This window comes from Pseudomonas sp. AC532, assembly GCF_979258965.1.
The window spans coordinates 4,356,482-4,378,000 of record NZ_OZ409888.1 but is presented as its reverse complement, the minus strand read 5'-3'; the positions used below and the strand labels follow the sequence as shown (position 1 = coordinate 4,378,000).

The 21,519-nt window shown below is 62.8% G+C and carries 21 protein-coding genes; 12 read left to right on the top strand and 9 right to left on the bottom strand.

The window, feature by feature from the left end; genetic code table 11:
- Positions 1-258: 258 nt before the first annotated feature.
- From ACZ0AV_RS20290 to rpoE, 4 genes are all read right to left on the bottom strand, one after another.
- Positions 259-1,692 (bottom strand): DegQ family serine endoprotease, encoded by a 1,434-nt coding sequence (locus tag ACZ0AV_RS20290; protein WP_499153413.1) that lies wholly within the window; start codon positions 1,690-1,692, stop codon positions 259-261.
- 112 nt (positions 1,693-1,804) lie between these two features.
- Positions 1,805-2,758 carry a MucB/RseB C-terminal domain-containing protein gene (locus ACZ0AV_RS20285; protein ID WP_499152689.1) on the bottom strand — a complete coding sequence of 318 codons (954 nt, stop codon included), beginning with the start codon at positions 2,756-2,758 and terminating at the stop codon, positions 1,805-1,807.
- An 11-nt stretch (positions 2,759-2,769) separates the two neighbouring features.
- Positions 2,770-3,363: a sigma-E factor negative regulatory protein gene (locus ACZ0AV_RS20280; RefSeq protein WP_499152688.1), complete on the bottom strand. Its 594-nt coding sequence runs from the start codon at positions 3,361-3,363 to the stop codon at positions 2,770-2,772.
- Between the two features lie 31 nt (positions 3,364-3,394).
- Complete coding sequence (gene rpoE / locus ACZ0AV_RS20275; RefSeq protein WP_013792331.1) at positions 3,395-3,976, bottom strand: RNA polymerase sigma factor RpoE/AlgU; 582 nt, start codon at positions 3,974-3,976, stop codon at positions 3,395-3,397.
- Between the two features lie 470 nt (positions 3,977-4,446).
- Between rpoE and nadB the strand changes: the two genes are divergently transcribed.
- Complete coding sequence (gene nadB, locus ACZ0AV_RS20270) at positions 4,447-6,063, top strand: L-aspartate oxidase (protein WP_499152687.1); 1,617 nt, start codon at positions 4,447-4,449, stop codon at positions 6,061-6,063.
- On the opposite strand, the gene ACZ0AV_RS20265 is transcribed toward nadB, so the two are convergent.
- Together ACZ0AV_RS20265 and ACZ0AV_RS20260 are read right to left on the bottom strand one after the other, a co-directional pair.
- Positions 6,032-6,484: a protein YgfX gene (locus tag ACZ0AV_RS20265; RefSeq protein WP_499152686.1), complete on the bottom strand. Its 453-nt coding sequence runs from the start codon at positions 6,482-6,484 to the stop codon at positions 6,032-6,034. The two genes, nadB and ACZ0AV_RS20265, sit on opposite strands and share 32 nt — an antisense overlap.
- Entirely contained in the window at positions 6,468-6,722 is a 255-nt protein-coding gene (locus tag ACZ0AV_RS20260; RefSeq protein ID WP_042555046.1) for an FAD assembly factor SdhE, read from the bottom strand. Before ACZ0AV_RS20260 ends, ACZ0AV_RS20265 begins: the two co-directional genes overlap by 17 nt.
- A 169-nt stretch (positions 6,723-6,891) precedes the next feature.
- Between ACZ0AV_RS20260 and ygfZ the strand changes: the two genes are divergently transcribed.
- Both ygfZ and ACZ0AV_RS20250 read left to right on the top strand, forming a co-directional pair.
- Complete coding sequence (gene ygfZ, locus ACZ0AV_RS20255; protein WP_499152685.1) at positions 6,892-7,833, top strand: CAF17-like 4Fe-4S cluster assembly/insertion protein YgfZ; 942 nt, start codon at positions 6,892-6,894, stop codon at positions 7,831-7,833.
- Between the two features lie 49 nt (positions 7,834-7,882).
- Positions 7,883-8,719, top strand: coding sequence for an HDOD domain-containing protein (locus ACZ0AV_RS20250; RefSeq protein ID WP_499152684.1), 837 nt, complete (start codon positions 7,883-7,885; stop codon positions 8,717-8,719).
- A gap of 36 nt (positions 8,720-8,755) precedes the next feature.
- Here the strand turns inward: ACZ0AV_RS20250 and ACZ0AV_RS20245 are convergent, their stop codons facing one another.
- Both ACZ0AV_RS20245 and ACZ0AV_RS20240 read right to left on the bottom strand, forming a co-directional pair.
- On the bottom strand, positions 8,756-10,147 hold the full coding sequence (locus tag ACZ0AV_RS20245) for a sensor histidine kinase (protein ID WP_499152683.1): 1,392 nt from the start codon (positions 10,145-10,147) through the stop codon (positions 8,756-8,758).
- Positions 10,140-10,811 carry a response regulator gene (locus ACZ0AV_RS20240; RefSeq protein ID WP_499152682.1) on the bottom strand — a complete coding sequence of 224 codons (672 nt, stop codon included), beginning with the start codon at positions 10,809-10,811 and terminating at the stop codon, positions 10,140-10,142. The genes ACZ0AV_RS20245 and ACZ0AV_RS20240 overlap by 8 nt, the downstream gene beginning before the upstream one ends.
- Before the next feature lie 233 nt (positions 10,812-11,044).
- Here ACZ0AV_RS20240 and ACZ0AV_RS20235 point away from each other — a divergent pair, with 233 nt between their 5' ends.
- From ACZ0AV_RS20235 to ACZ0AV_RS20210, 6 genes are all read left to right on the top strand, one after another.
- On the top strand, positions 11,045-12,310 hold the full coding sequence (locus ACZ0AV_RS20235) for an OprD family porin (protein WP_499152681.1): 1,266 nt from the start codon (positions 11,045-11,047) through the stop codon (positions 12,308-12,310).
- A gap of 29 nt (positions 12,311-12,339) precedes the next feature.
- Positions 12,340-13,323: a Bug family tripartite tricarboxylate transporter substrate binding protein gene (locus ACZ0AV_RS20230; RefSeq protein ID WP_499152680.1), complete on the top strand. Its 984-nt coding sequence runs from the start codon at positions 12,340-12,342 to the stop codon at positions 13,321-13,323.
- Positions 13,324-13,411: 88 nt separating this feature from the next.
- Positions 13,412-13,870 (top strand): tripartite tricarboxylate transporter TctB family protein, encoded by a 459-nt coding sequence (locus ACZ0AV_RS20225; RefSeq protein ID WP_499152679.1) that lies wholly within the window; start codon positions 13,412-13,414, stop codon positions 13,868-13,870.
- A 3-nt stretch (positions 13,871-13,873) separates the two neighbouring features.
- Positions 13,874-15,388, top strand: coding sequence for a tripartite tricarboxylate transporter permease (locus ACZ0AV_RS20220; RefSeq protein ID WP_499152678.1), 1,515 nt, complete (start codon positions 13,874-13,876; stop codon positions 15,386-15,388).
- The gene (locus tag ACZ0AV_RS20215) at positions 15,381-16,436 is read left to right on the top strand and encodes an AbrB family transcriptional regulator (protein ID WP_499152677.1); all 1,056 of its coding nucleotides are present in this window, start codon (positions 15,381-15,383) and stop codon (positions 16,434-16,436) included. Before ACZ0AV_RS20220 ends, ACZ0AV_RS20215 begins: the two co-directional genes overlap by 8 nt.
- 96 nt (positions 16,437-16,532) lie before the next feature.
- Positions 16,533-17,402: a DUF6279 family lipoprotein gene (locus ACZ0AV_RS20210; protein WP_499152676.1), complete on the top strand. Its 870-nt coding sequence runs from the start codon at positions 16,533-16,535 to the stop codon at positions 17,400-17,402.
- On the opposite strand, the gene ung is transcribed toward ACZ0AV_RS20210, so the two are convergent.
- The gene (ung, locus tag ACZ0AV_RS20205; RefSeq protein WP_499152675.1) at positions 17,403-18,101 is read right to left on the bottom strand and encodes a uracil-DNA glycosylase; all 699 of its coding nucleotides are present in this window, start codon (positions 18,099-18,101) and stop codon (positions 17,403-17,405) included.
- 191 nt (positions 18,102-18,292) lie between these two features.
- Here ung and ACZ0AV_RS20200 point away from each other — a divergent pair, with 191 nt between their 5' ends.
- From ACZ0AV_RS20200 to dspII, 3 genes are read left to right on the top strand one after another with little or no spacing between them, the layout of a single operon-like run.
- A complete protein-coding gene (locus tag ACZ0AV_RS20200; protein WP_499152674.1) occupies positions 18,293-19,540 on the top strand; it encodes an ABC transporter substrate-binding protein in 1,248 nt (415 codons plus the stop codon).
- 27 nt (positions 19,541-19,567) lie between these two features.
- A complete protein-coding gene (locus ACZ0AV_RS20195; RefSeq protein WP_499152673.1) occupies positions 19,568-20,386 on the top strand; it encodes an enoyl-CoA hydratase in 819 nt (272 codons plus the stop codon).
- Positions 20,387-20,415: 29 nt separating this feature from the next.
- Positions 20,416-21,519: an enoyl-CoA hydratase/isomerase DspII gene (gene dspII, locus ACZ0AV_RS20190; RefSeq protein ID WP_499152672.1), complete on the top strand. Its 1,104-nt coding sequence runs from the start codon at positions 20,416-20,418 to the stop codon at positions 21,517-21,519.

The window sequence follows — 21,519 nt, the reverse complement described above, 5'->3', positions numbered from 1 at the left end:
GCGACTGCCCGCCGAAAATAGCCGCGAAGTTTAACCGAGTGGTTGCCCCTACGTCACGTCGGGACAAGCGCCTCGGCGAGGTATTTGCCAGCCTGCGCATTGCTGGAGACATAAAACCAGCCTGCAACACGCCGCCGGCAGGCAACCTCGACAACCGCCCACACGGGCAGGCGTCCATAAAAAAGGGCGACTCGCGTCGCCCTCGTTACTGCGCGCCGCAAGGGCCGCGATTCGGCCCGCCTGGGCGACGGGCCTGACTTATTCAGCCAGTTTGAAAGTAATGAAGCTGGCACGGCCCTGACGCAGTACGCGCATGGACACCGAGCGGTTCTTCGGTAGCGACTGGGCGACCTCGGTGAAGTTCTTCGCCGACCCGATGGCTTGGTTGTTCAGGTGGGTGATTACATCACCGGGGCGCAAACCGATCAGCGCCGCCGGGCCATCCTGCACTTCACGGATGACCACGCCACCCTTCAGGTCCAGCGCCTTTTTCTGTTCCTCGGTCAATTCGGCAACGCTGACACCAAGGCGATTGCTGCTTTGCTCGGCACCAGGCGTCGGAGTGGCGGCGGTTTCGTCGCCATCGTCGGCCGGCATCGCACCGACGGCGAGCTTGAGGTTCCTGCGCGCGCCCTCACGGACGATTTCCAGATTAGCTTTCGTGCCTGGCTTCAGCGCGCCCACCAGGTGCGGCAGGTCGGCCGACATGATGATCGGCTTGTCGTCGAGACTGAGGATCACGTCACCAACCTGCAAACCGCCCTTGGCGGCCGGGCCATCTTCGAGCACCTGGGCAACCAGCGCACCGGCAGGCCGCTCGAGACCGAAGGACTCGGCGAGATCCTTGTTCACTTCCTGAATGACCACACCCAGCCAGCCACGGCTGACCTTGCCGCTGCTCTTCAGCTGGTCGGCCACATCCATCGCCACGCTCATCGGGATGGCGAAGGACAGTCCCATGAAACCACCGGAACGGGTGAATATCTGCGAATTGATGCCGACCACTTCGCCGTCCAGATTGAACAGCGGGCCGCCCGAGTTACCCGGATTGATGGCCACGTCGGTCTGGATGAAGGGTACGTAACTCTCGTTCGGCAGGCTGCGCCCCTTGGCACTGACGATACCCGCCGTTACCGAATGATCGAAGCCGAAGGGCGAGCCGATGGCCAGCACCCACTCCCCTACCTTGAGGTTGTCGGAATTGCCCAGCTTGACGGTCGGCAGATCGTCGGCCTCGACCTTCAGCAGGGCAACGTCGCTGCGTGGATCGGTACCGATGAGCTTGGCTTCCAGCTCGCTGCGGTCGGACAGGCGCACAATGATTTCATCGGCGTCGGCAATCACGTGGTTGTTGGTCAGGATGTAGCCATCCTTGGAAATGATGAAGCCCGAGCCCAGCGACTGGGCCTCACGCTGACGACCACCACCGCCCGGCGCACGAGGCTGCTGAGGGATGCTGCGCTCGAAGAACTCGCGAAACATCGGTGGCAGCCCTTCGAGATCCGGCATCGCCAGCCCGCCGCTGCCCGCGACGGCATTGGGGACCTTCTGTCGGGTACTGATATTGACCACGGCGGGCGAAGCGGCTTCGACCAAGGGGGTGAAGTCCGGCAATTGCGCATTCGCAACCACTGACTGCCCCATCATGAACACCGCAAAAAACGCGGCAACGTAGGTTTTCAGGCTAGGCATCGACATGCAGTTTCTTCCCCATCCAGAACAAACGAGCCCCGCTCGGGGGCTATCGGTACAACATACATGACGATACAACCGCAGCATCAACCCGGATCGTTATCGTCGATCCTTATGGTGTTGCATGCGCATCGTCAGCACGCATCGACATGGCGACGCGCTCCGCCGTTCCCAGCGGAATTTCCCCCACCACCGTCACCATGACGTCGCCATCATCGGTAATCAGGCGGCGCGAAACAGCCACGGTGGGCCCCAACTGCCTGCGCGCGTCGGCAACCGCGGCACCATGCAAGGGCTCGAAGAATACCGAGAAACGAGCCAGCCCATCGTCGTAAATCAGGCAATCCACAAGGTCCGCGGAAGCGTTGCTACGACGCTGAGTGACCGCACTGAGGCTGAAGCCCGGCGGCAACCAATCGGATCGCCAAGGCTCTGACCGCCGGTTCTCGGCTTTGATAATACGCACAGGCGCACAATCTGTGGAAGGCTGCAGTACCGCTTCTGGCTGGCTGCTGGCGGTATCCAACTCGGTGAACTGGAAACGCTCGAGCAACACACCCTGATCACTGACCAGCAACGACTTGAGGGGCAAGCCGGTTTCACGGTCGAGGTGGAGTTCCACACCGTAACGGTACTGATCGCGTGGCACCAGATCCAGAACGACCGCAGGGCGACCCGCGACCCGCGACTCGCCGCTGACGCGTAATTCGTACCATTCGCCCAATTGCCGACCATCTAAAGCATGGCCTGGCCACGCCTGGTCCTCGACAACCTGAGCGGATAACGGACCAGTCGCGCACTGCGCCTGCCCATTGACTCGAAGAACTTCCTGGGGAGCACCGTCGACCTTCAGCAATCGCTCACGCACTCCACCACCCGGCTCGACCTGACGCCAGATGTTATGGGTAGATAGAGCGCCATTGCGCTGGTAGATAAAGGTGCCTTGGAAGCTCTGGCTGCTTTCGGCGTTGTTGAGCCGTTGCAACCAGTCCTGAGCGTCGGCAGCCATGGCGGGGATAGCCAGGAAGCTGCCGAGCACCAGGGAAGTAGCGTGAATGAAGCGCATGCGCGTCCTTCTTAACGCTCTTCTACACTCGCGGACCGGGCGAACGGCAGTGCGTTCTCGGCAGTACCAGGTGCGGACTGCTCAGCATGCTGACGCAGGTACTCAGGCAGACGCTGCTCGTGCCAACCTTCACCTTCAGCTGCTACGGTCTCGACGTTCGGCTGTTCATCCGAAGTGTTGAAACCGGCCAGAATCGCAGGCCCTTGAGCCTGTGGCAGAGCAATCGAAGGCTGAGTCTGCTGAGCCAGTTGGGCACCAGCGACGTCATCCTCGTTGTAGAAGCGCACGCCAGCCAATACGGCAACCGTGACGGTAGCTGCAACAGCTACACGTCCAAGGCTACGCCAAGGGCCACGCACGACTTTCTCGGATTCCTGCACCACTGGCGTGGCATCGTTCTCCAGGGCAGCGGAAACAGCCGCGGCGATGTCCAGCCGAGGCACAAGCAGATCCTTGTGCATCACGGCGCGAGCAACCTGGTAACGCGACCAGGTAGCACGCAATTCGGCATCATCGCTCGCACCGAGCACACGCCGAAGTTCAAGTTCATCCGCTTCGTTATCCATCACCGCGGACAGCGATTCCTGCAGGGCTTCACGACTCATAGCGGTTCCTCTCTTGGCTGTCGCCGCTGTCTCAGGCTTCCTGCAACAGAGGTTGCAGGGACTTGTCGATGGCTTCACGCGCCCGAAAGATTCGCGAACGCACGGTGCCAACGGGACATTGCATGACGCTCGCAATGTCTTCATAACTCAGACCATCAAATTCACGTAACGTTAGCGCGGTTCGCAAATCTTCTGGCAGTTGCTGGATGCTTCGGTGCACGGTGGCCTCGATTTCATCCCTCAACAGCGCACGCTCGGGAGATTCGATGTCCTTGAGGGCATGATCGCCATCGTAGAACTCAGCATCCTCTGCGCTTACATCGTTATCCGGTGGTCGCCGACCGCGAGACACCAGATGATTCTTCGCCGTGTTGATGGCGATGCGGTACAGCCATGTATAGAACGCGCTGTCGCCGCGAAAGTTTCCCAACGCCCGGTAAGCTTTTACAAACGCTTCCTGGGCCACATCCTGAGCTTCATGGGTGTCGTGCACGAATCGCACGATCAACCCGAGAATCTTGTGCTGGTACTTCAGCACCAACAGATCAAAAGCTCGCTTGTCACCGCGCTGAACGCGCTCGACCAGCTGCTGATCCTCTTCCTGGGTTAGCATGAACACTCCTCGTTGAGCTCGTAGGAGATCAGCGTCTGCCAGAGGATCGATCTGCATAAATAGACTCGAGCCATGTGCAAAAGTTCTCCCCCTCCGAACAAGCTTCCCGCAAAACATTTTTGGTTTTGCACGAAACAACGCACCAGGCATATCCCTGCTGCGTAAATAGTCTTAGATCGCCTGGCGCGCCGAAAAGAAGCCCGCTTCACGCGACTTCGTTCGCTCGGTCCACCAGACACAATCCCTCTCCGGGGCGACTCGGCTATAGAACCTTGACTACTAAGAAAGTTCATCATGGTTCTAGCAGAGCATATGAAGCTCCAGCACCAACACAGCGCACACCTTTGGGGAAGGCATATCGCCAGCCAGATACGATACACCTTCTGCGCAAGACAACCTACCGGGCCGACTATTGTGCCGTTGCCCCCCTCTATATACTAGTGGGCGCCATCCAGCGGAATATTCGAATAATGAGCCAACACTTCCAGCACGACGTCCTGGTCATCGGCAGCGGCGCCGCCGGCCTGACCCTGGCCCTGACGCTTCCCGAGCACCTGAGCATCGCCGTGCTGAGCAAGGGCGAGCTGGCCAATGGCTCTACCTATTGGGCCCAGGGCGGCGTGGCTGCGGTGCTGGATGACAGCGACACCATCGACTCCCACGTCGACGACACGCTCAATGCTGGTGGTGGCCTGTGCCGCGAAGATGCCGTGCGCTTCACGGTGGAACACAGCCGCGAGGCCATTCAATGGCTGATCGATCAAGGTGTACCTTTTACCCGCGACGACGAGCATGATCGCGAAGACGGTGGTTTCGAGTTTCATCTGACCCGCGAAGGCGGTCACAGCCATCGGCGCATCATCCACGCTGCCGATGCGACAGGTGCGGCGATCTTCAATACCCTGCTGGAGCGCACTCGCGAGCGCGGCAATGTCGAATTGCTGGAGCAGCGGGTAGCCGTCGACCTGATCTCCGAACACAAGCTCGGGCGCCAGGGGCGGCGTTGCCTGGGTGCCTACGTGCTGGATCGGCGCAGCGGCGAGGTGGACACCCATCATGCCCGCTTCGTCATCCTCGCCACGGGTGGCGCAGCCAAGGTGTACCTTTACACCAGCAATCCGGATGGCGCCTGCGGCGATGGCATCGCCATGGCGTGGCGCGCCGGCTGCCGGGTCGGCAATCTGGAATTCAACCAGTTCCACCCCACCTGCCTCTACCACCCGCAGGCCAAAAGCTTCCTCGTCACCGAGGCGCTGCGTGGCGAAGGCGCCCTGCTGCGCCTGCCCAACGGCGAGCGCTTCATGGCGCGCTTCGACCCGCGCGAGGAACTGGCACCACGCGACATCGTCGCCCGCGCCATCGACCATGAAATGAAGCGCCTGGGCGTCGACTGCGTATACCTCGACATCAGCCACAAGCCGGCGGACTTCGTCAAAAGCCACTTCCCGACCGTGTACCAGCGCTGCCTGGAGTTTGGCATCGATATCACCCGCCAGCCGATCCCCGTGGTACCGGCTGCACATTACACCTGTGGCGGCGTGCTGGTGGACCAGGCCGGGCGCAGCGATGTGCCCGGCCTCTACGCCATCGGCGAGACCAGCTTTACCGGACTGCACGGCGCCAATCGCATGGCCAGCAACTCGCTGCTCGAATGCTTCGTCTATGCCCGCTCTGCCGCGGCCGACATCGTCGCCCAGCTCGATCAGGTGCAGATGCCAGCCGAACTGCCATCCTGGGATGCCAGCCAGGTGACCGATTCTGACGAAGACGTGATCATCGCCCACAACTGGGATGAATTGCGGCGCTTCATGTGGGACTACGTGGGCATCGTGCGCACCACCAAGCGCCTGCAGCGCGCCCAGCACCGCGTGCGCCTGCTGCTCGATGAAATCGACGAGTTCTACAGCAACTACAAGGTGAGCCGGGATCTGATCGAGCTGCGCAACCTGGCCCAGGTGGCCGAACTGATGATCGAGTCGGCCATGGCGCGCAGGGAATCGCGAGGCCTGCACTACACGCTGGATTACCCGGGCCTGCTACCCGAGGCGCAAGACACTATTCTGCGACCCGCCAACGCTGACGGCTGAACTTCAGGCTGACACGCAGCCGCCGGTGCACGTCGCGCGGCAGGCTGTCCGCCGGCAGGCAAAGACTATTGACGCGGTACTCGCCAGGCAGGCGAAAGCGCACGACCACCAGCCATGGCAGGGCGATGCTGTCGGGCAGCAGCGTGACGGGCAGCCAATCCCCGTTCTTGCGCCGCGCTTGCCATCCTTCGTCATCATGGCGCAGCCCGCGCCAGGCACCGGCATGGCTGAGCAGCACATGTCGCGGCAGCACCCAGGCTGCATGGGCGCCACTGAGCAGCACGCCGGCCAGCCGCGCCCAAGTGGCAATATCGACCAGCAGCAGCGTGAACAAGACCAGCGCCTGCACGCACAGATAAACTTCCAGCAGCCGCCGTGAAGGCTGCCAGTGGCATTCGAAGCGCTTACTTGGGCTGGACACGATCCAGGATCATGCGAACGATGTAACGCAGGTCCGCATCCTCGGGTTCGCCGCGCTGCATGAACCAGCCGAACATGTCCTGATCCTCGCACTCCAGTAGCTTGCGGTAGCGTGCGCGGTCTTCATCGTTCAGCGTCGCATACACCTCACGTACGAAAGGCACCAGCAACACGTCCAGTTCGAGCATGCCGCGTCGGCTGTGCCAGAAAAGGCGATTGAGTTCAGTGGCGTCGACCATGGGCTGCTCCTCGAAAAAGGCCGGCAGTATACCAACTGCCGCGCGCTACATGAGCGTCACCATCTGCCATTCGCAGCACCTTGGCGGGCATCTGTTTTTGCCTGTAGCTTGAGGCTCGCTGCTGCTCTTATCATGGACGCCTCATTCTCTGCCTGCGATTGTCTCGACCATGGCCGATAGCGCGTTCTTCTGCCCCCTGACCCATGAAGGCATTCTCGCCGTGCGCGGCCCCGATGCCGGAAAGTTCCTGCAGGGCCAGCTCACCTGCAACATCAATTACCTTGGCACCAGCGGTTCGAGCCTCGGCGCCCGCTGCACACCCAAGGGCCGTATGCTGTCGAGCTTTCGCATCGTCAGCGTGGCCGACGGTTTCCTGCTGGCACTCGACAGCGAGCTGCTGGCAGCGCAGTTGGCCGACCTGCAGAAATACATCGTGTTCTCCAAGGCCAAGCTCGGCGACGAAACCGAAGCCTGGGTCCGCTACGGCCTGAGCGGTGGCGAAAAGGCCCTGCAGGCCCTCGGCCTGGCGCTGGCTGACGAGGCCGACAGCGTCGCTACCACCGAGAGTCTGCTGGCCATCCGCCTGAGCGACGGACGCGCCGAAGTGTGGGCACCTGCCGAGCAGGCTGAACACATTCGCCTGCAACTGAGCGAACAGTTGCCCCAAGGGACGCTGGGTGACTGGTTGCTGGCGCAGATTCGCGCCGGTATTGGCCAGGTGACTGGCGCGACCCGCGAGCTGTTCATCCCGCAGATGATCAACCTGCAGGCAGTGGGCGGCGTGAGTTTCAAGAAGGGCTGCTACACCGGCCAGGAAATCGTCGCGCGCATGCAGTACTTGGGCAAACTCAAGCGGCGGCTCTATCGGCTCGCCGGTACGGCCGCCGAGCTTCCGCTGCCGGGCACCGAGCTGTTCTCGCCGGTGCACCGCAGCGCGGTGGGCGAAGTGGTGCTGGCTGCCCGCAGTGCCAATGGCGTGGAACTGCTGGCTGTCCTGCAGGAAGATGCCGCGAACGATGGCAACATTCACCTCGGTACGCTGGAGGGCCTGCCGCTGGGGCTGCTCGACCTGCCGTACACGCTGGACAGTAAGCGCGAGATCCAACGCTGACGTACACTGCTCCTACGTCCCGCCAACACACGCCGACAACGAGAATTACATGAGCAAACTCGCCGAGAAAGTCCAACTGGATCTGATCAGGGCCATCGACAACGATGAACTGGTGCTGCCGACCCTGCCCGAGGTCGCCCTGAAGGTCCGCGAGGCAGCCGAAGATCCCAATGTCGGCATCCCGGAGCTGAGCAAGGTCATCGGCAACGACGCGGCGCTCACCGCGCGCATCATCAAGGTGGTGAACAGCCCGTTGCTGCGTACCAACCGGGAAATCACCGACCTGCAGATGGCGATCGGTCGGCTCGGCATCAACTACACCTGCAACCTGGCGACCGGCCTGGCGATGGAGCAGATGTTCCAGGCGACTACCGACGTAGTCGACCGCAAGATGCGCGAAGTGTGGACCAAGAGCACCGAGATCGCCGGTATCTGCCACGTGCTGTGCCGTCACTACACGCGCCTGATGCCCGACCAGGCCACTCTCGCCGGCCTGGTACACCAGATCGGCATTCTGCCGATCCTGACCTACGCCGAAGAACACAGCGAACTGCTGGCGGATTCGATCAGCCTCAACCACGTGATCGAGCAGATCCACCCGATCATCGGCGACAAGATCCTGCGCACCTGGGAATTCCCGGAAATGATCGCCAACGTGCCCGGCCAGTACCTGAACTTCAGCCGCGACAGCAGCAAGGTCGACTATGTCGACATCGTCCAGGTGGCCACGCTGCAAAGCCACCTTGGCACGCCACACCCCTACACCCAGCTGGACTGGAATCAGGTGCCGTCATTCGCCAAGCTCGGCCTCAAGCCGGACATGGACCTGCATGCCGACGAGGACCTCTCCGCGGCCATGGACGCGGCGATGAACATGCTTCAGTAACCCCTAGCGGGGCGAGAGCTCTCTCGCCCGCTGGCTTCAATCGGTCTCGCTAGCGAACGCCACACGAACCAGCAGGCCCTGCGGACTGGCCTGGTGCAGGCTGATGGCAGCGCGGTGCGCCCGACAGATTTCCCCGACGATGGCCAGGCCCAGCCCCGCGCCAAGCCCCTGCGCCTGGCGCCGGTAGAAGCGCTCGAAGACCCGCTCGCGGTCCTCCTCGGGGATGCCCGGGCCATCATCTTCGACTTCCAGCACACCCGATTCCAACACGCGCAGAATCACATTGCCACCGGCCTCGGTGTAGGCCATGGCGTTGTCGACCAGGTTGCACAGTAATTCGTTGAGCAGCGTTGGCTCGCCGCGAATCCACACCGGCTGCTCGGCTTCCAGAGCCAGGGCCACACCACGCGAATGCGCCAGCGGCGCCAGCGCCATGCCCAGTTCGCGGGCCAGCTGGCTGAGGTCCAGCCGCAAGGCACCGCCCTCGGCAATCGCACGTGCGCCACTTTCGATACGGGCCAGCGACAGCAGTTGGTTGGCCAGGTGAGTCAGGCGGTCGGCATTCAGCGCCGCGTCTTCGAGGGTCGCATGCCACACCTCGGGCTCCCGCGCTCGCAGACCAAGCTCGACGCGGGCCTTGAGGGCAGCCAAAGGTGTGCGCAGCTCGTGAGAAGCATCGGCAATGAACTGCGATTGACGCTCGAACAGGCCACGCAGGCGGTCGTTGAACTGGTTCAGCGCATTGACCAGCGGGCGCAGCTCCCGGGGCATGTCGCCATCGGGCAATGGGCGCAGATCGTCGCTGCTACGCGCCGCCACCGTGCGCCGCAGGCTCTCCAGAGGCCGCAGACCGGCGCTCACCGCCAGCCACACCAGCAGCAGCGCACTCATCGACAGCAGCCCCATGCGCCATAACGTGCCGAGCAGCAGGTCACGGGTCATGCGTTCGCGGGCGCCCTGGGTCTCCGCCACGCGAATCTCCGCCATGCCGCTGTATCCCGGCTCGCTGACGGGCTGCAAAAAGCTGACCACGCGCACGCCCTGCCCCCGGTACTCGCCGTCGTAGAACTTGGCCAAGGCCGGGTAATCATTGGTTCTCGGTGTATGAGGCGGCGCGGGGGGCAGGTCCTCGTAGCCGGACACCAGCTCACCCTTGGGCCCCAGCACCTGGTAGTAGATGCGCCCGGCGCTGTCATAGGCGAAGGTATCGAGGGCGATATAGGGCACGTTGGCGCTCAGCATGCCCTCGACCGCGTACAGGCCGTCGGATATGGCCCGGGCCGAGGCCAGCAGGGTGCGGTCATAGGCGGTGTCGGCGGCATGCCGGGCACTCCAGTAGGCCGTCAGGCTGCTGACCAGCAGGATAACCGTGAACAGCAGAGCCAGCCGGCGGATCAACCGCCCGCGCAGGCTGCCCGGCCTATCCACCGGCGGATTCCAGCAGGTAACCGAGGCCGCGGAAGGTGACGATGCGCACCGAACCGCCTTCGAGCTTCTTGCGCAGGCGGTGTACATAGATCTCGATGGAGTCGGCGCTGGCATCCTCGTCCAGGCCGAACACCTGGGAGGCCAGCTGCTCCTTGCTCATGACCCGGCCCGGCCGCGCGATCATCGCCTCGAGCACCGCCTGCTCGCGCGATGTCAGGTTCAGGCTTTCCTCCAGCAAGGTGAAACGCCGGGTATCGAGGTCATAGACCAGATCGCCACAACGCAGTTGCTGCTCACCGCCGAGCATGCTGCGCCGCAGCAGCGCCTTGACTCGTGCCTCCAGCTCACTCAACTCGAATGGCTTGGCCAGATAGTCATCAGCGCCCAGGTTGAGCCCATGCACCCGGTCTCTGACCTCGCTGCGAGCGGTCAGCATCAGTACCGGTAGAGTCTTGCCGCGCGCACGCAGGCGTGCCAGCACTTCGAAACCGTCCATCCGCGGCAGGCCCACATCGAGCACTGCCAGGGCGTACTCCTCGCTGCTCAGTGCCAGGTCGGCAGCCACGCCGTCATGCAGCACGTCCACCGTCCAACCGGCGCTCTTGAGGGCCTGGGTAACGCTCGCCGCCAATTGCGGATGATCCTCGACCAGCAGAATTCGCACTGCAACCTCCACACCGAACCATGACTGACCGCCATGTATCGCGAGAGTTTACCGCTCGCGGGAGAACTTGGCAGTTACGGCGTGCGATAGCGGTGCCCAGGCAATTACTTTCAGCACTGAAAGGTTGGTGAAAGGTTGCACTCCTAGGATCAGTACAGGTGGCTCGATCCACCAATAAAACGATTCGCACAGTGGTGTGCGGTCGTGACAACAATAACAATGGAGTACCACGCATGCCGACTGCCTCGCGCCAGGCTATCTCGTCCCTGAGCCTGCTCAGCCTCGCACTGCCAACCGCCCTGCTCGCCCCGATGGCTCACGCCGCCTTCATTGAAGACAGCTCGGCGAATCTGACCACGACCAATATCTACCTGAACCGTGATTTCCGCGAAGGCACTGGCCAGAACAAGCGCGAGGAATGGGGCCAGGGTTTCCTGCTCGACCTACGCTCAGGATTCACCGAAGGCACGGTTGGTTTCGGCCTCGACGCCATGGGCATGCTCGGCCTCAAGCTGGACTCGGGCGGTGGTCGCACCGGCACCGACTTGCTGCCGGTGCAGGACGACGGCGGCACTCCGGACGAATTCGCCCGCCTGGGCCTGACGGCCAAGGTCAAGGTTTCGGAAACCGAGCTGCGCTATGGCTCGCACGTCCCGGAACTGCCTGTGATCAAGGCCAGCGACAGTCGCTTGCTGCCACAGGTATTCGAAGGTGGTCTGGTCACCTCGTCCGAACTGGACGGCCTGACCGTGACCGGCGGGCGCCTGGACAAGGTCATCGACCGTGCGTCCACCAACTCCGAAGACATGGTGCTCAACAGCAAGAACGGCCGCTTTGCCGGCAACATCACCGCCGATCATCTCGACCTGGCCGGCCTCGACTACAGCTTCAGCAAAGGGGTGACGGGCAGGTACTACTTCGCCGACCTGGATGACATCTACCGCCAGCACTTCTTTGGGTTGCAGACCAGCCACGCCCTCGGTAGCGGTACGCTGTCCACCGATCTGCGCCTGACTCTGAGCGATGACAGCGGCGCAGCCAATGCCGGCAAGATCGACAACCGCGCCCTCAACGGCATGGTCAGCTATGCCCTGAGCGGTCACAAATTCGGCCTCGGTTACCAGGACATGAGCGGCGATACCGGCTTCGCCTACATCGATGGCAGCGATCCGTTCCTGGTCAACTTCGTGCAGATCAACGACTTCGCCAACGCCGACGAGCGCTCCTGGCAGGCCCGTTACGATTTCGACTTTGCCAAGGTCGGTATTCCGGGCCTGAGCTTCATGACGCGTTACATCACTGGCGACGATGCCAAGATCGCCGGCAGTGACCAGACTGGCGGCGAATGGGAACGCAACACCGAGATCAAGTACGTGGTCCAGAGCGGCGCACTGAAAGATGTCTATGTGCGCCTGCGCAATGCCAGCTTCCGTTCAGACTTCGCCCGTGATGCGGACGAGAATCGGATCATCGTCGGCTACACGCTGCCGATCTGGTAATCACAATAACAATCAAAGAGGACCCGTCCATGAAAAGAGCCTTTACCCATATCGCCCTGACGGCTGCCTGTATGGCATTCGCCGCCCCTCTGTTGGCCGACGAGCCGCGCCGCCCCGAGTGCATCGCCCCGGCGGCCCCAGGCGGCGGCTTCGACCTGACCTGCAAGCTGGCACAGAGCGCGCTGGTGGAAAGCAAGCTGCTGAAATCGCCCATGCGCGTGACCTACATGCCTGGCGGCGTTGGCGCGGTCGCCTACAACGCGGTGGTGGCGCAGCGCCCTGCCGACGCAGGCACCATCACAGCCTTCTCAAGCGGCTCGCTGCTCAACCTGGCGCAGGGCAAGTTCGGTCGTTTCGACGAGAACGCCGTGAAATGGCTGGCGGGTGTCGGCACCAGCTACGGGGCCCTGGCGGTACGCAAGGATTCGCCGTACAAGAACCTCGATGACCTGGTCAAGGCACTCAAGGAAAACCCGGGCAAAGTGGTAATCGGCTCCGGCGGCACCGTGGGTAGCCAGGACTGGATGCAAACCGCGCTGATTGCTCGCGCTGCGGGTATCGACCCGCGCGAACTGCGCTACGTGGCAATGGAAGGCGGCGGCGAACTGGCCACCGCACTGCTTGGTGGCCACATTCAGGTGGCCAGTACCGACATCGCCGACTCCGTGCCGCACATCGAAAGCGGTGACATGCGCATCCTCGCGGTGTTTTCCGAAGAGCGCCTACCGGGTGATGTGGTAGCCAGCATCCCGACCGCCAAGGAGCAGGGCTTTGATGTGGTCTGGCCGGTAATCCGCGGTTTCTATCTGGGCCCGAAGGTCAGTGATGAAGCCTACACCTGGTGGAAGAATTCCTTCGACCAACTGCTGGCGTCCGAAGAATTCGCAAAGCTGCGTGAAGATCGCCAGCTGTATCCATTCGCCATGACCGGCGATGAACTGGACGCCTACGTGAAGAAGCAGGTTGCCCAGTACAAGGAATTGGCTCAGGAATTCGGCCTGATCCAGCAGTAACAGCCGCTCCAGCCACATACGACTTACGATCATCCTCTGGGCCTTGCTCAGGGGATGCTTTTGCCATGGTCAAAACGGGGATTTCCTCATGTCACAACGTATTTTCGGCGCGGTGCTGCTGCTGGTGTGTGCCGGCCTGGGCGTCGTTGCCTGGGGCTACCATGCGCCCTTTTCCTACGAGCCGGTGGGTCCTCGCGCCTACCCGATGCTGCTGCTGACCCTCATGGGCCTGGGCGCCATCTATTTGCTGATCAAGCCGGCGAGCACTGCCTCTCACGAGGACGACGAGCCACCGCTGGACAGGCACGTGATCAGCAAGGTTGCCGGTTGCGTGGTGATTTTCACTCTCTATGCCGCACTGTTCGAACCCCTGGGCTTTATTCCTGCCAGCCTGATCTTCGGCATCGCCATGGCCCGCCTCTATGAAGGCACCTGGGTCACCAGCGTGATCTCCGGAGTGGTTCTGGCGATCGGCCTGTTCCTGCTGTTCGACAAGATCCTCGATGTCCCGCTGCCGCTCGGCATCCTTTCCAGCCTGGAGATCTGATCCGTGGATACTTTTAGCTACCTCGGCCAGGGCTTCGGCGTCGCCCTGAGCCCCTACAACCTGTTCACCGCGCTGTGCGGCACGTTGATCGGCACCGTCGTCGGCCTGCTGCCGGGCCTTGGCCCGATCAACGGCGTGGCGCTCCTGATTCCCATCGCCTTCGCCCTTGGCCTGCCGCCGGAAACCGCGCTGATCCTGCTCGCAGCCGTCTACCTGGGCTGCGAATACGGCGGCCGTATTTCATCGATCCTGCTGAATATTCCCGGCGAAGCCTCGGCCGTGATGACCACTCTCGACGGCTACCCGCTGGCGCGTCAAGGCAAGGCTGGCGTAGCCCTGTCGATTTCCGCCTGGAGCTCCTTCGTCGGCGGCCTGATGGCCACCTGCGGCGTGGTGATCTTCGCCCCGCTGTTGGCCAGATGGGCCGTGGCCTTTGGGCCGGCCGAGTATTTCGTGCTGATGGTGTTCGCCATCGTCTGCCTCGCGGGCATGGCTGGCAATAAACCGATGAAGACCGCGATCGCCGCCTGTATCGGCCTGTTCCTGTCGTGCGTCGGCATCGACTCCAACAGCGGCGTGTATCGCTTCACGTTCGGCAGCCTGGGCCTGGCCGACGGCATCCAGTTCGTGGTGCTGGTGTTGGGCCTGTTCTCGGTGAGTGAAATTCTGGTCCTGCTGGAGCGTACGCACCACGGCCAAAAGGCCCTCGATACCAGCGGCCGTATGCTGTTCAACCTCAAGGAAGGCATATCGGTACTGGCCACCAACCTGCGCAGTGGCGTCATGGGCTTCTTCCTGGGTGTTTTACCCGGTGCCGGTGCGACCCTGGCCAGCGCCGTGGCCTACATGACCGAGAAACGACTGGCGGTCAAGGACAACAAGTTCGGGGATGGTGACCTGCGTGGCCTCGCGGCGCCCGAAACCGCCAACAGTGCAGCGGCCTGTGGCTCCATGGTGCCTATGCTGACGCTTGGCGTACCGGGTTCTGGTACCACAGCGGTAATGCTCGGCGCATTGACGCTGTACAACATCACCCCGGGTCCGCTGCTGTTTCGCGACCAGCCGGATATCGTCTGGGGCCTGATCGCCTCGCTGTTCGTCGCCAACATCATGCTGATCATCATCAATGTGCCGATGATCAAGATTTTTACCAAGATTCTTGCCGTGCCTTACTGGGCGCTGGTTCCGGCGATCGCCATCATCACCTCGATCGGGGTCTATGCCGTCCATGCCACCGCGTTCGATCTGTTCCTGATGATCGGTATCGGTATCGCCGGCTACATCTTGCGCAAGATGGACTTCCCGCTATCGGCGATCCTGCTCGGCTTCATTCTGGGCGGGCTGATGGAACAGAACCTGCGCCGCGCCCTGTCGATCTCCAACGGCGAGCTGGGCATTCTGTTCTCCAGCCCGATCACCTGGGGCGTATGGGCATTGATCGTGCTGATGATCGGGCTGCCGATCTACCGCACCTGGCGCAAGCGCAACCTGCGCAAGGCCGAAGCCGCCAATGCCTGATAGCGGTGCCGCCCGCGACAACCCGAAGCACCCGCGCAACTGGTGGCTCACGCCACTGGTTGGCGCACTTGGTGGTTACCTGGCCAGCCTCATCGGCTGGCCTTTGCCTTGGGTCATCGGTTCGCTGCTGGCGGTGATCACGCTGCGCTGCTGCGGAGTCCTCAGCCGGGAAATGCCCGGTGGCCGACAAGTCGGCCAATGGCTGGTCGCGGCCGGCATCGGCCTGCATTTCACCGGGGAAGTACTGGAGCAGGTCCTGGCCAACCTGGCGATCATCGCCGCCGGTGTTGTCGCGACACTGGCACTCAGCCTCATTGGCATCACCGGGTTACGCCGTTCGGGCGTCGACCGTGCCACCGCGTTCTTCGCCAGCATGCCTGGCGGCGCCAGCGAGATGGTCAACCTGTCACTGCGCCATGGCGCCCAGCCTGCACGCATCGCCGCGGCCCACAGCCTGCGCCTGCTGCTGGTGATCCTGTTGATTCCCGCCGTATTCACCTGGGGGCTGCCGGCCCTGCCGCCGCCACCGCCGGTCACGGTGGACGCTTTCTGGCTGGCGGTTCTGCTGCCTGCGGGCGCGCTGCTGGCGGTGCTCTGGCGACGCCTGGGCCAGCCCAACCCGTGGATGCTCGGCCCGCTGACACTGTGCGCGGCGGCCAGCGTCGCTTTCGACCTGCACATCGGCACGCCGCCGTGGCTCGGCCAGATTGGCCAATGGCTGATCGGCTGCGCCCTTGGGTGTCACTTCGACCGCGCCTTCTTTCGCAGTGCACCCGCGTTCCTGACCCGCGTGCTGGTGTTTACCCTGCTGGCCATGGTGGGTACGGCGGTACTCGGTAGCGCATTCGGCTGGCTGGCCGGCATCGAGTCGCTGTCATTGATGCTGGGCATGATGCCCGGCGGCATCACCGAGTTGTGCCTGACCGCCGAGGCGCTGCATCTGTCGGTGGCGCTGGTCACCGCCTTGCAGGCCCTGCGTCTGTTCATGGTGATGTTTCTGGCCGAACCCCTGTATCGCCTGTGGATGCGGCTGTCGCCGCTGCGCTGATACCACGCCCGGCATCGCCGGGCTTTTTTAAGCGGATATGTCAGGCCCCCCGTTGTCCACATCGCTGTCGTACCCTCGTTCCCCGGAGTGTTTGCGATGAGGCCTTGGTTCATGTTCGGTTACCTGAAAAGCCTGTGCGTGCTGCTGTCATTGGGCCTGCTGCTGAGTGCCTGCAGCCAGACCAGCCTGGCCTACCGCAACCTCGACTGGTTGATTCCCTGGCGCGTGAACCAGTACCTGGATCTCGATGCGCAGCAGAAAACCTGGCTGAAACCTCGCGTGCAAGCTCACCTGGCGTGGCACTGCAGCGCCGAATTACCGCGTTATGTGGCATGGCTGGAGCACACCGAGAGCCTGCTGCAGGCTCCCCAGCCGCCAGCCGACCAACTTGAGGCGCAGATGCTGGAGGTCGAGCAGGCATTCAATACCCTCGTCGAGCAGGCCACTCCGACCGCCGTTTCGTTGCTGGCCGGCCTGAGCACCCGGCAGGTCGAGCGCCTTTACGCGCGCATGGACAAGGACAACGAGGAAGACCGCGAGCAATTCCTGCAACCGCCCCTGCACACCCAGATCAGAGAACGCGCCGAGCGCCTGGAAAAACGCCTGAGCCCGTGGTTCGGAACCCTGAATGACGTGCAGCGCGCGCGTATCAGTGAATGGGCCAGTGAACGTCGCGAGCAAAATCGCCAGTGGCTGGAAAATCGCTCGCGCTGGCAGGGCGAATTTCGAGCGGTGCTCGATGCCCGCGGTGAAGCGGGCTTCAGTGAGCGTATGGCGAAGGTGCTGGAAAATCGCCGCGGCGCTCATGACCCGGAGGCCACACGGGCCTATGAGCAATCCCGGCAAGCCATGGCCGCCTTGCTCAGCGACCTGCTGGTGGCAGCCGATGACAGCCAGCGCAGCAGGATCAACCAGCGTTTCGCGGCCATGAGAGCCGACCTGGCTGGGCAGATCTGTACCGGTTGATCAAGCCTCAACGGGCGGCAGTCGCCAGTCGATGGGCGACAGACCGTGCTGCTCGAGAAACTTGTTGGTGCGGCTGAAATGACCGTTCCCCAGGAAGCCCCGGTGTGCCGACAGCGGCGACGGATGTGGCGAACGCAACGCCAGGTGCTTGCTGGTATCGATCAGCCGCTCCTTGCTCTGTGCATGTGCGCCCCAGAGCAGAAATACCAGATGCGAGCGCTGCTCGCTGACCACCGAAATGATCCGGTCGGTAAACGGCTGCCAGCCCTTCGCGGCATGCGAGCCGGCATTGCCGCGCTCCACCGTCAAGGACGTGTTGAGCAGCAGCACGCCCTGTTCGGCCCAGGACTGCAGATAACCGTGGTTGGGAATATCGATATTCAGGTCGCGTTTGAGCTCTTTATAGATATTCACCAGTGAGGGCGGGGTAGCTACGCCCGGTTGCACCGAGAAGCACAGCCCGTGGGCCTGGCCTGGGCCATGATAAGGGTCCTGGCCGATGATCACGACCTTGACCTGATCCAGCGGCGTTGAATTCAAGGCATTGAAAATCAGCGGGCCGGGTGGATAGATCTCTTTGCCGGCAGCCTTTTCCTGGCGCAGGAAATCGCCCAGCTCAGTCATGTAAGGCTTGTCGAACTCCTCGTGAAGCGCTTGTTTCCAGCCGGCCTCCAGCTTGACCTTGTCTGCGGCGGACATGCCTGCTCCCGTGTCATTTTGAAACCGGCACGCTAGAGAAGCACAGGGATCAAGTCAAGGAAACACCATGCAGCCGCGAGGATAAAAAGCTTGATCGGCAAGCGTTCTTAGACCAAAAGCGAATCACACAGGGTGCCCGGAAAAGCGTACAACGGAGCGGCCAGCACCCTAATAAAAACAAGGACTGCATCATGAGACGATTGCTCGCCTGTCTTGCCCTGTGCGTGGGAATAAACAGCGTGGCCCAGGCTGCCGACCCGATCACCCTCGGCCTCAGCTACCCACGCAGCGGCAGCTATAAGGAGGAAGGCCTGGCGCAGATGCGCGGCGCCTTGCTCGCCATCGATGAGTTGAATGCCCAGGGTGGCGTACTCGGCAGAAGCCTTCGGCTATCGAGCCTGGACGACGCCTCCCGGCCGGACAAGGCCGAGCGCAACGTCGACAAACTCGCCAAGGAAGGCGCCGCAATGCTGTTCGGCGGCGCCTCCAGTGCAGTGGCCATTGCCGCCGGCAAGCGTGCCGCGCAACAGGGGTTGCTGTATTTCGGCACCCTGACCTATTCCAATGACACCACCGGCAAAGACGGCCACCGCTACATGTTCCGCGAATGCAACAACGCCTGGATGAGTGCACAGGTGCTTGGCCAGTACCTGAACAAGCAGTTGCCCGACAAACGCTACTTCTACATCACCGCCGACTACACCTGGGGCAACACCACCGAGAGCTCGCTGCGCCAGACCACCAATACCCAGGACCCGGCGCTGCACCCGGGCCTCAAGGTGCCCTTCCCCGGCGCCAACCTGGCCGACTACCAGACCGTATTGACCCAGGCAGCCGCCAGCAACGCCGACGTGCTGGCCCTGGTGCTCTTTGGCGAAGACCTGGTCAGGGCCATGCGTATCGCCAAGGACCTGGGCCTCACCTCACGCATGCAGATCGTCGCACCGAACCTGACCCAGAGTATTGTCGAACAGGCCGGACCCGGTCTGATGGAAGGCGTGGTGGGCACGGAGCCATGGACGTGGCGGGTACCGGAGCTGGAAAACTCGGCCCCCGGCAAGGCGTTCGTCAAGGCTTTCAGTGAACGCTACGCCATGTACCCGTCCAGCTCGGCCGCCTCCGCCTACAGCATCGTGCGGCAATGGGCCGATGCGGCCAAACGCGCCGGTAGCCTGGACAGCGAAGCGTTGATCAAGGTTCTGGAAGGCCACAGCTATACCCTGCTCAAGGACCGCCAGCAGTGGCGCAGTTTCGACCACCAGAACATCCAGACGGTTTACGCGGTGAAGGTGAAGTCCCGTGCCGAGGTGCTCAAAGACCCGCTCAAGCAGGATTACTTCGAGATCGTCGAGCGCCTGGACGGTGCCACTGCACTGCCCGACCTCGCCACCTGGCAGACCGAGCGGCGTAACGCGGGGCAACCTTTGGCGCTACAGTAAGTGGACCGCACCGAAAGAGGACACCCCATGAGTACGGCAATCGAACCCTACAAACCCGGTATCTTCGACCTCACCCACAAGCTCACCGTGGAAAAGCATGGCCACACGGCCTTGTTGACCATCAACAACCCTCCGGCCAATACCTGGGACCGCGAATCGCTGATCGGCCTCAGGCATCTGATCGACCACCTGAACCGGGACGACGATATCTATGCCCTGGTGATCACCGGCCAGGGCGGCAAGTTCTTTTCTGCAGGCGCCGACCTGAAGCTGTTCGCCGACGGCGACAAGGCGCGCGCGCGCGAACTGGCCAGTCGCTTCGGTGACGCCTTCGAGCGCCTGCGCGACTTCCGAGGCGTATCGATTGCCGCGATCAATGGCTATGCCATGGGCGGCGGCCTGGAATGTGCCCTGGCGTGCGACATTCGAATCGCCGAACGCCAGGCCTTGATGGCACTGCCGGAAGCCAGCGTCGGCTTGCTTCCCTGCGCTGGCGGCACGCAGAACCTACCCTGGCTGGTGGGTGAAGGCTGGGCCAAGCGGATGATCCTCTGCGGCGAGCGGGTCGACGCCGAGACAGCCCAGCGCATCGGCCTGATCGAACAGGTGGTAGACGAAGGCGAGGCACGCGGCCACGCGCTGCTCCTGGCCTCCAAGGTGGCCAGCCAGAGCCCGGTGGCAGTACGGGCCATCAAGCCGCTGATCCAGGGGGCCCGGGAGCGTGCCCCGAACACCTGGTTACCGGCCGAGCGCGAACGCTTCGTCGACCTGTTCGATGCTGCCGATACCCGCGAGGGGGTCAACGCGTTCCTGGAAAAGCGTCCAGCACAATGGCGCAACACGTAACCAACCGGCTAACGCCTCTGGAAACCGGCATGAATGTCACCTTCGAAGAACGCCCGAGCCTGCACGGGTATCTGATCGGCATCGCCAACCTGGATGCCCCGGCCAGTCTCAACGCCCTGTCGTTGCCCATGATCGATGCGCTGTCCGACCGCCTGCAAGCCTGGGCAAACGAGCCCCGCGTCGCCTGCGTCGTACTGCGCGGCAATGGCAGCAAGGCGTTCTGTGCTGGCGGCGACGTGGTGCAATTGGCCAAGCGCTGCCTGGCGGCCCCAGGCGAAACGCCAGACCTGGCGCAGCGTTTTTTTGCCGACGAGTACCGCCTCGACCACACCCTGCATACCTACGCAAAACCGCTGATCTGCTGGGCGCACGGCCACGTGCTGGGCGGTGGCATGGGCCTGCTGCAGGGTGCCGGCATCCGCATCGTCACCCCCAGCAGCCGCCTGGCCATGCCCGAGGTCAGCATCGGCTTGTTCCCGGATGTAGGTGCCAGCCATTTTCTGTCCCGCCTACCAGGCAAACTCGGGCTGTTCTTCGGCCTGACCGCCAGCGCCATGAACGCACGCGATGCACTGGACCTGGATCTGGCCGACCGGTTCATGCTCGACAGCCAGCAGGACGCGTTGCTCGACGGGCTGGTGCAAATGAACTGGCGTGAACAGGCGCAGTTGCAACTGCACAGCCTGCTCAAGGCCCTGGAGCAACAGGCACGCAGCGAATTGCCGGCGGCCCAGTGGTTGCCGCGCCGGGAGCGCATCGATGCGCTGCTCGATCAGGCCAACCTGCCGTTGAGCTGGAATGCGCTGGCCAGCCTGGAACATGACCCCGATGGGCTGCTGGCGAAAGCGGCAAAGACCATGCTCGGAGGCTGCCCACTGACCGGGCATCTGGTCTGGGAGCAGATCCGGCGGGCGCGCCACCTGTCTCTCGCCGAGGTGTTCCGGATGGAATACGGCATGAGCATCACCTGCTGTCGCCATCCGGAGTTCGCCGAAGGCGTGCGTGCCCGCCTGATCGACAAGGACCATGCCCCGCGCTGGCATTGGCCGGACGTGGCCGCAGTGCCTGCACAGATCATCGAGGCCCACTTCGCCAAGCCGGACGGCGAACATCCGCTGGCAGCGCTCGGCTAG

Coding starts and splice junctions, on each gene's coding strand:
- ung (WP_499152675.1), bottom strand. CDS start 18,101: ATGTCCGCCGCAGACAAGGTCAAGCTGGAGGCCGGCTGGAAACAAGCG.
- ygfZ (WP_499152685.1), top strand. CDS start 6,892: ATGGCCGATAGCGCGTTCTTCTGCCCCCTGACCCATGAAGGCATTCTC.
- ACZ0AV_RS20225 (WP_499152679.1), top strand. CDS start 13,412: ATGTCACAACGTATTTTCGGCGCGGTGCTGCTGCTGGTGTGTGCCGGC.
- ACZ0AV_RS20210 (WP_499152676.1), top strand. CDS start 16,533: ATGAGGCCTTGGTTCATGTTCGGTTACCTGAAAAGCCTGTGCGTGCTG.
- ACZ0AV_RS20235 (WP_499152681.1), top strand. CDS start 11,045: ATGCCGACTGCCTCGCGCCAGGCTATCTCGTCCCTGAGCCTGCTCAGC.
- dspII (WP_499152672.1), top strand. CDS start 20,416: ATGAATGTCACCTTCGAAGAACGCCCGAGCCTGCACGGGTATCTGATC.
- ACZ0AV_RS20280 (WP_499152688.1), bottom strand. CDS start 3,363: ATGAGTCGTGAAGCCCTGCAGGAATCGCTGTCCGCGGTGATGGATAAC.
- ACZ0AV_RS20290 (WP_499153413.1), bottom strand. CDS start 1,692: ATGCCTAGCCTGAAAACCTACGTTGCCGCGTTTTTTGCGGTGTTCATG.
- ACZ0AV_RS20200 (WP_499152674.1), top strand. CDS start 18,293: ATGAGACGATTGCTCGCCTGTCTTGCCCTGTGCGTGGGAATAAACAGC.
- ACZ0AV_RS20230 (WP_499152680.1), top strand. CDS start 12,340: ATGAAAAGAGCCTTTACCCATATCGCCCTGACGGCTGCCTGTATGGCA.
- ACZ0AV_RS20215 (WP_499152677.1), top strand. CDS start 15,381: ATGCCTGATAGCGGTGCCGCCCGCGACAACCCGAAGCACCCGCGCAAC.
- ACZ0AV_RS20260 (WP_042555046.1), bottom strand. CDS start 6,722: ATGGTCGACGCCACTGAACTCAATCGCCTTTTCTGGCACAGCCGACGC.
- nadB (WP_499152687.1), top strand. CDS start 4,447: ATGAGCCAACACTTCCAGCACGACGTCCTGGTCATCGGCAGCGGCGCC.
- rpoE (WP_013792331.1), bottom strand. CDS start 3,976: ATGCTAACCCAGGAAGAGGATCAGCAGCTGGTCGAGCGCGTTCAGCGC.
- ACZ0AV_RS20195 (WP_499152673.1), top strand. CDS start 19,568: ATGAGTACGGCAATCGAACCCTACAAACCCGGTATCTTCGACCTCACC.
- ACZ0AV_RS20250 (WP_499152684.1), top strand. CDS start 7,883: ATGAGCAAACTCGCCGAGAAAGTCCAACTGGATCTGATCAGGGCCATC.
- ACZ0AV_RS20285 (WP_499152689.1), bottom strand. CDS start 2,758: ATGCGCTTCATTCACGCTACTTCCCTGGTGCTCGGCAGCTTCCTGGCT.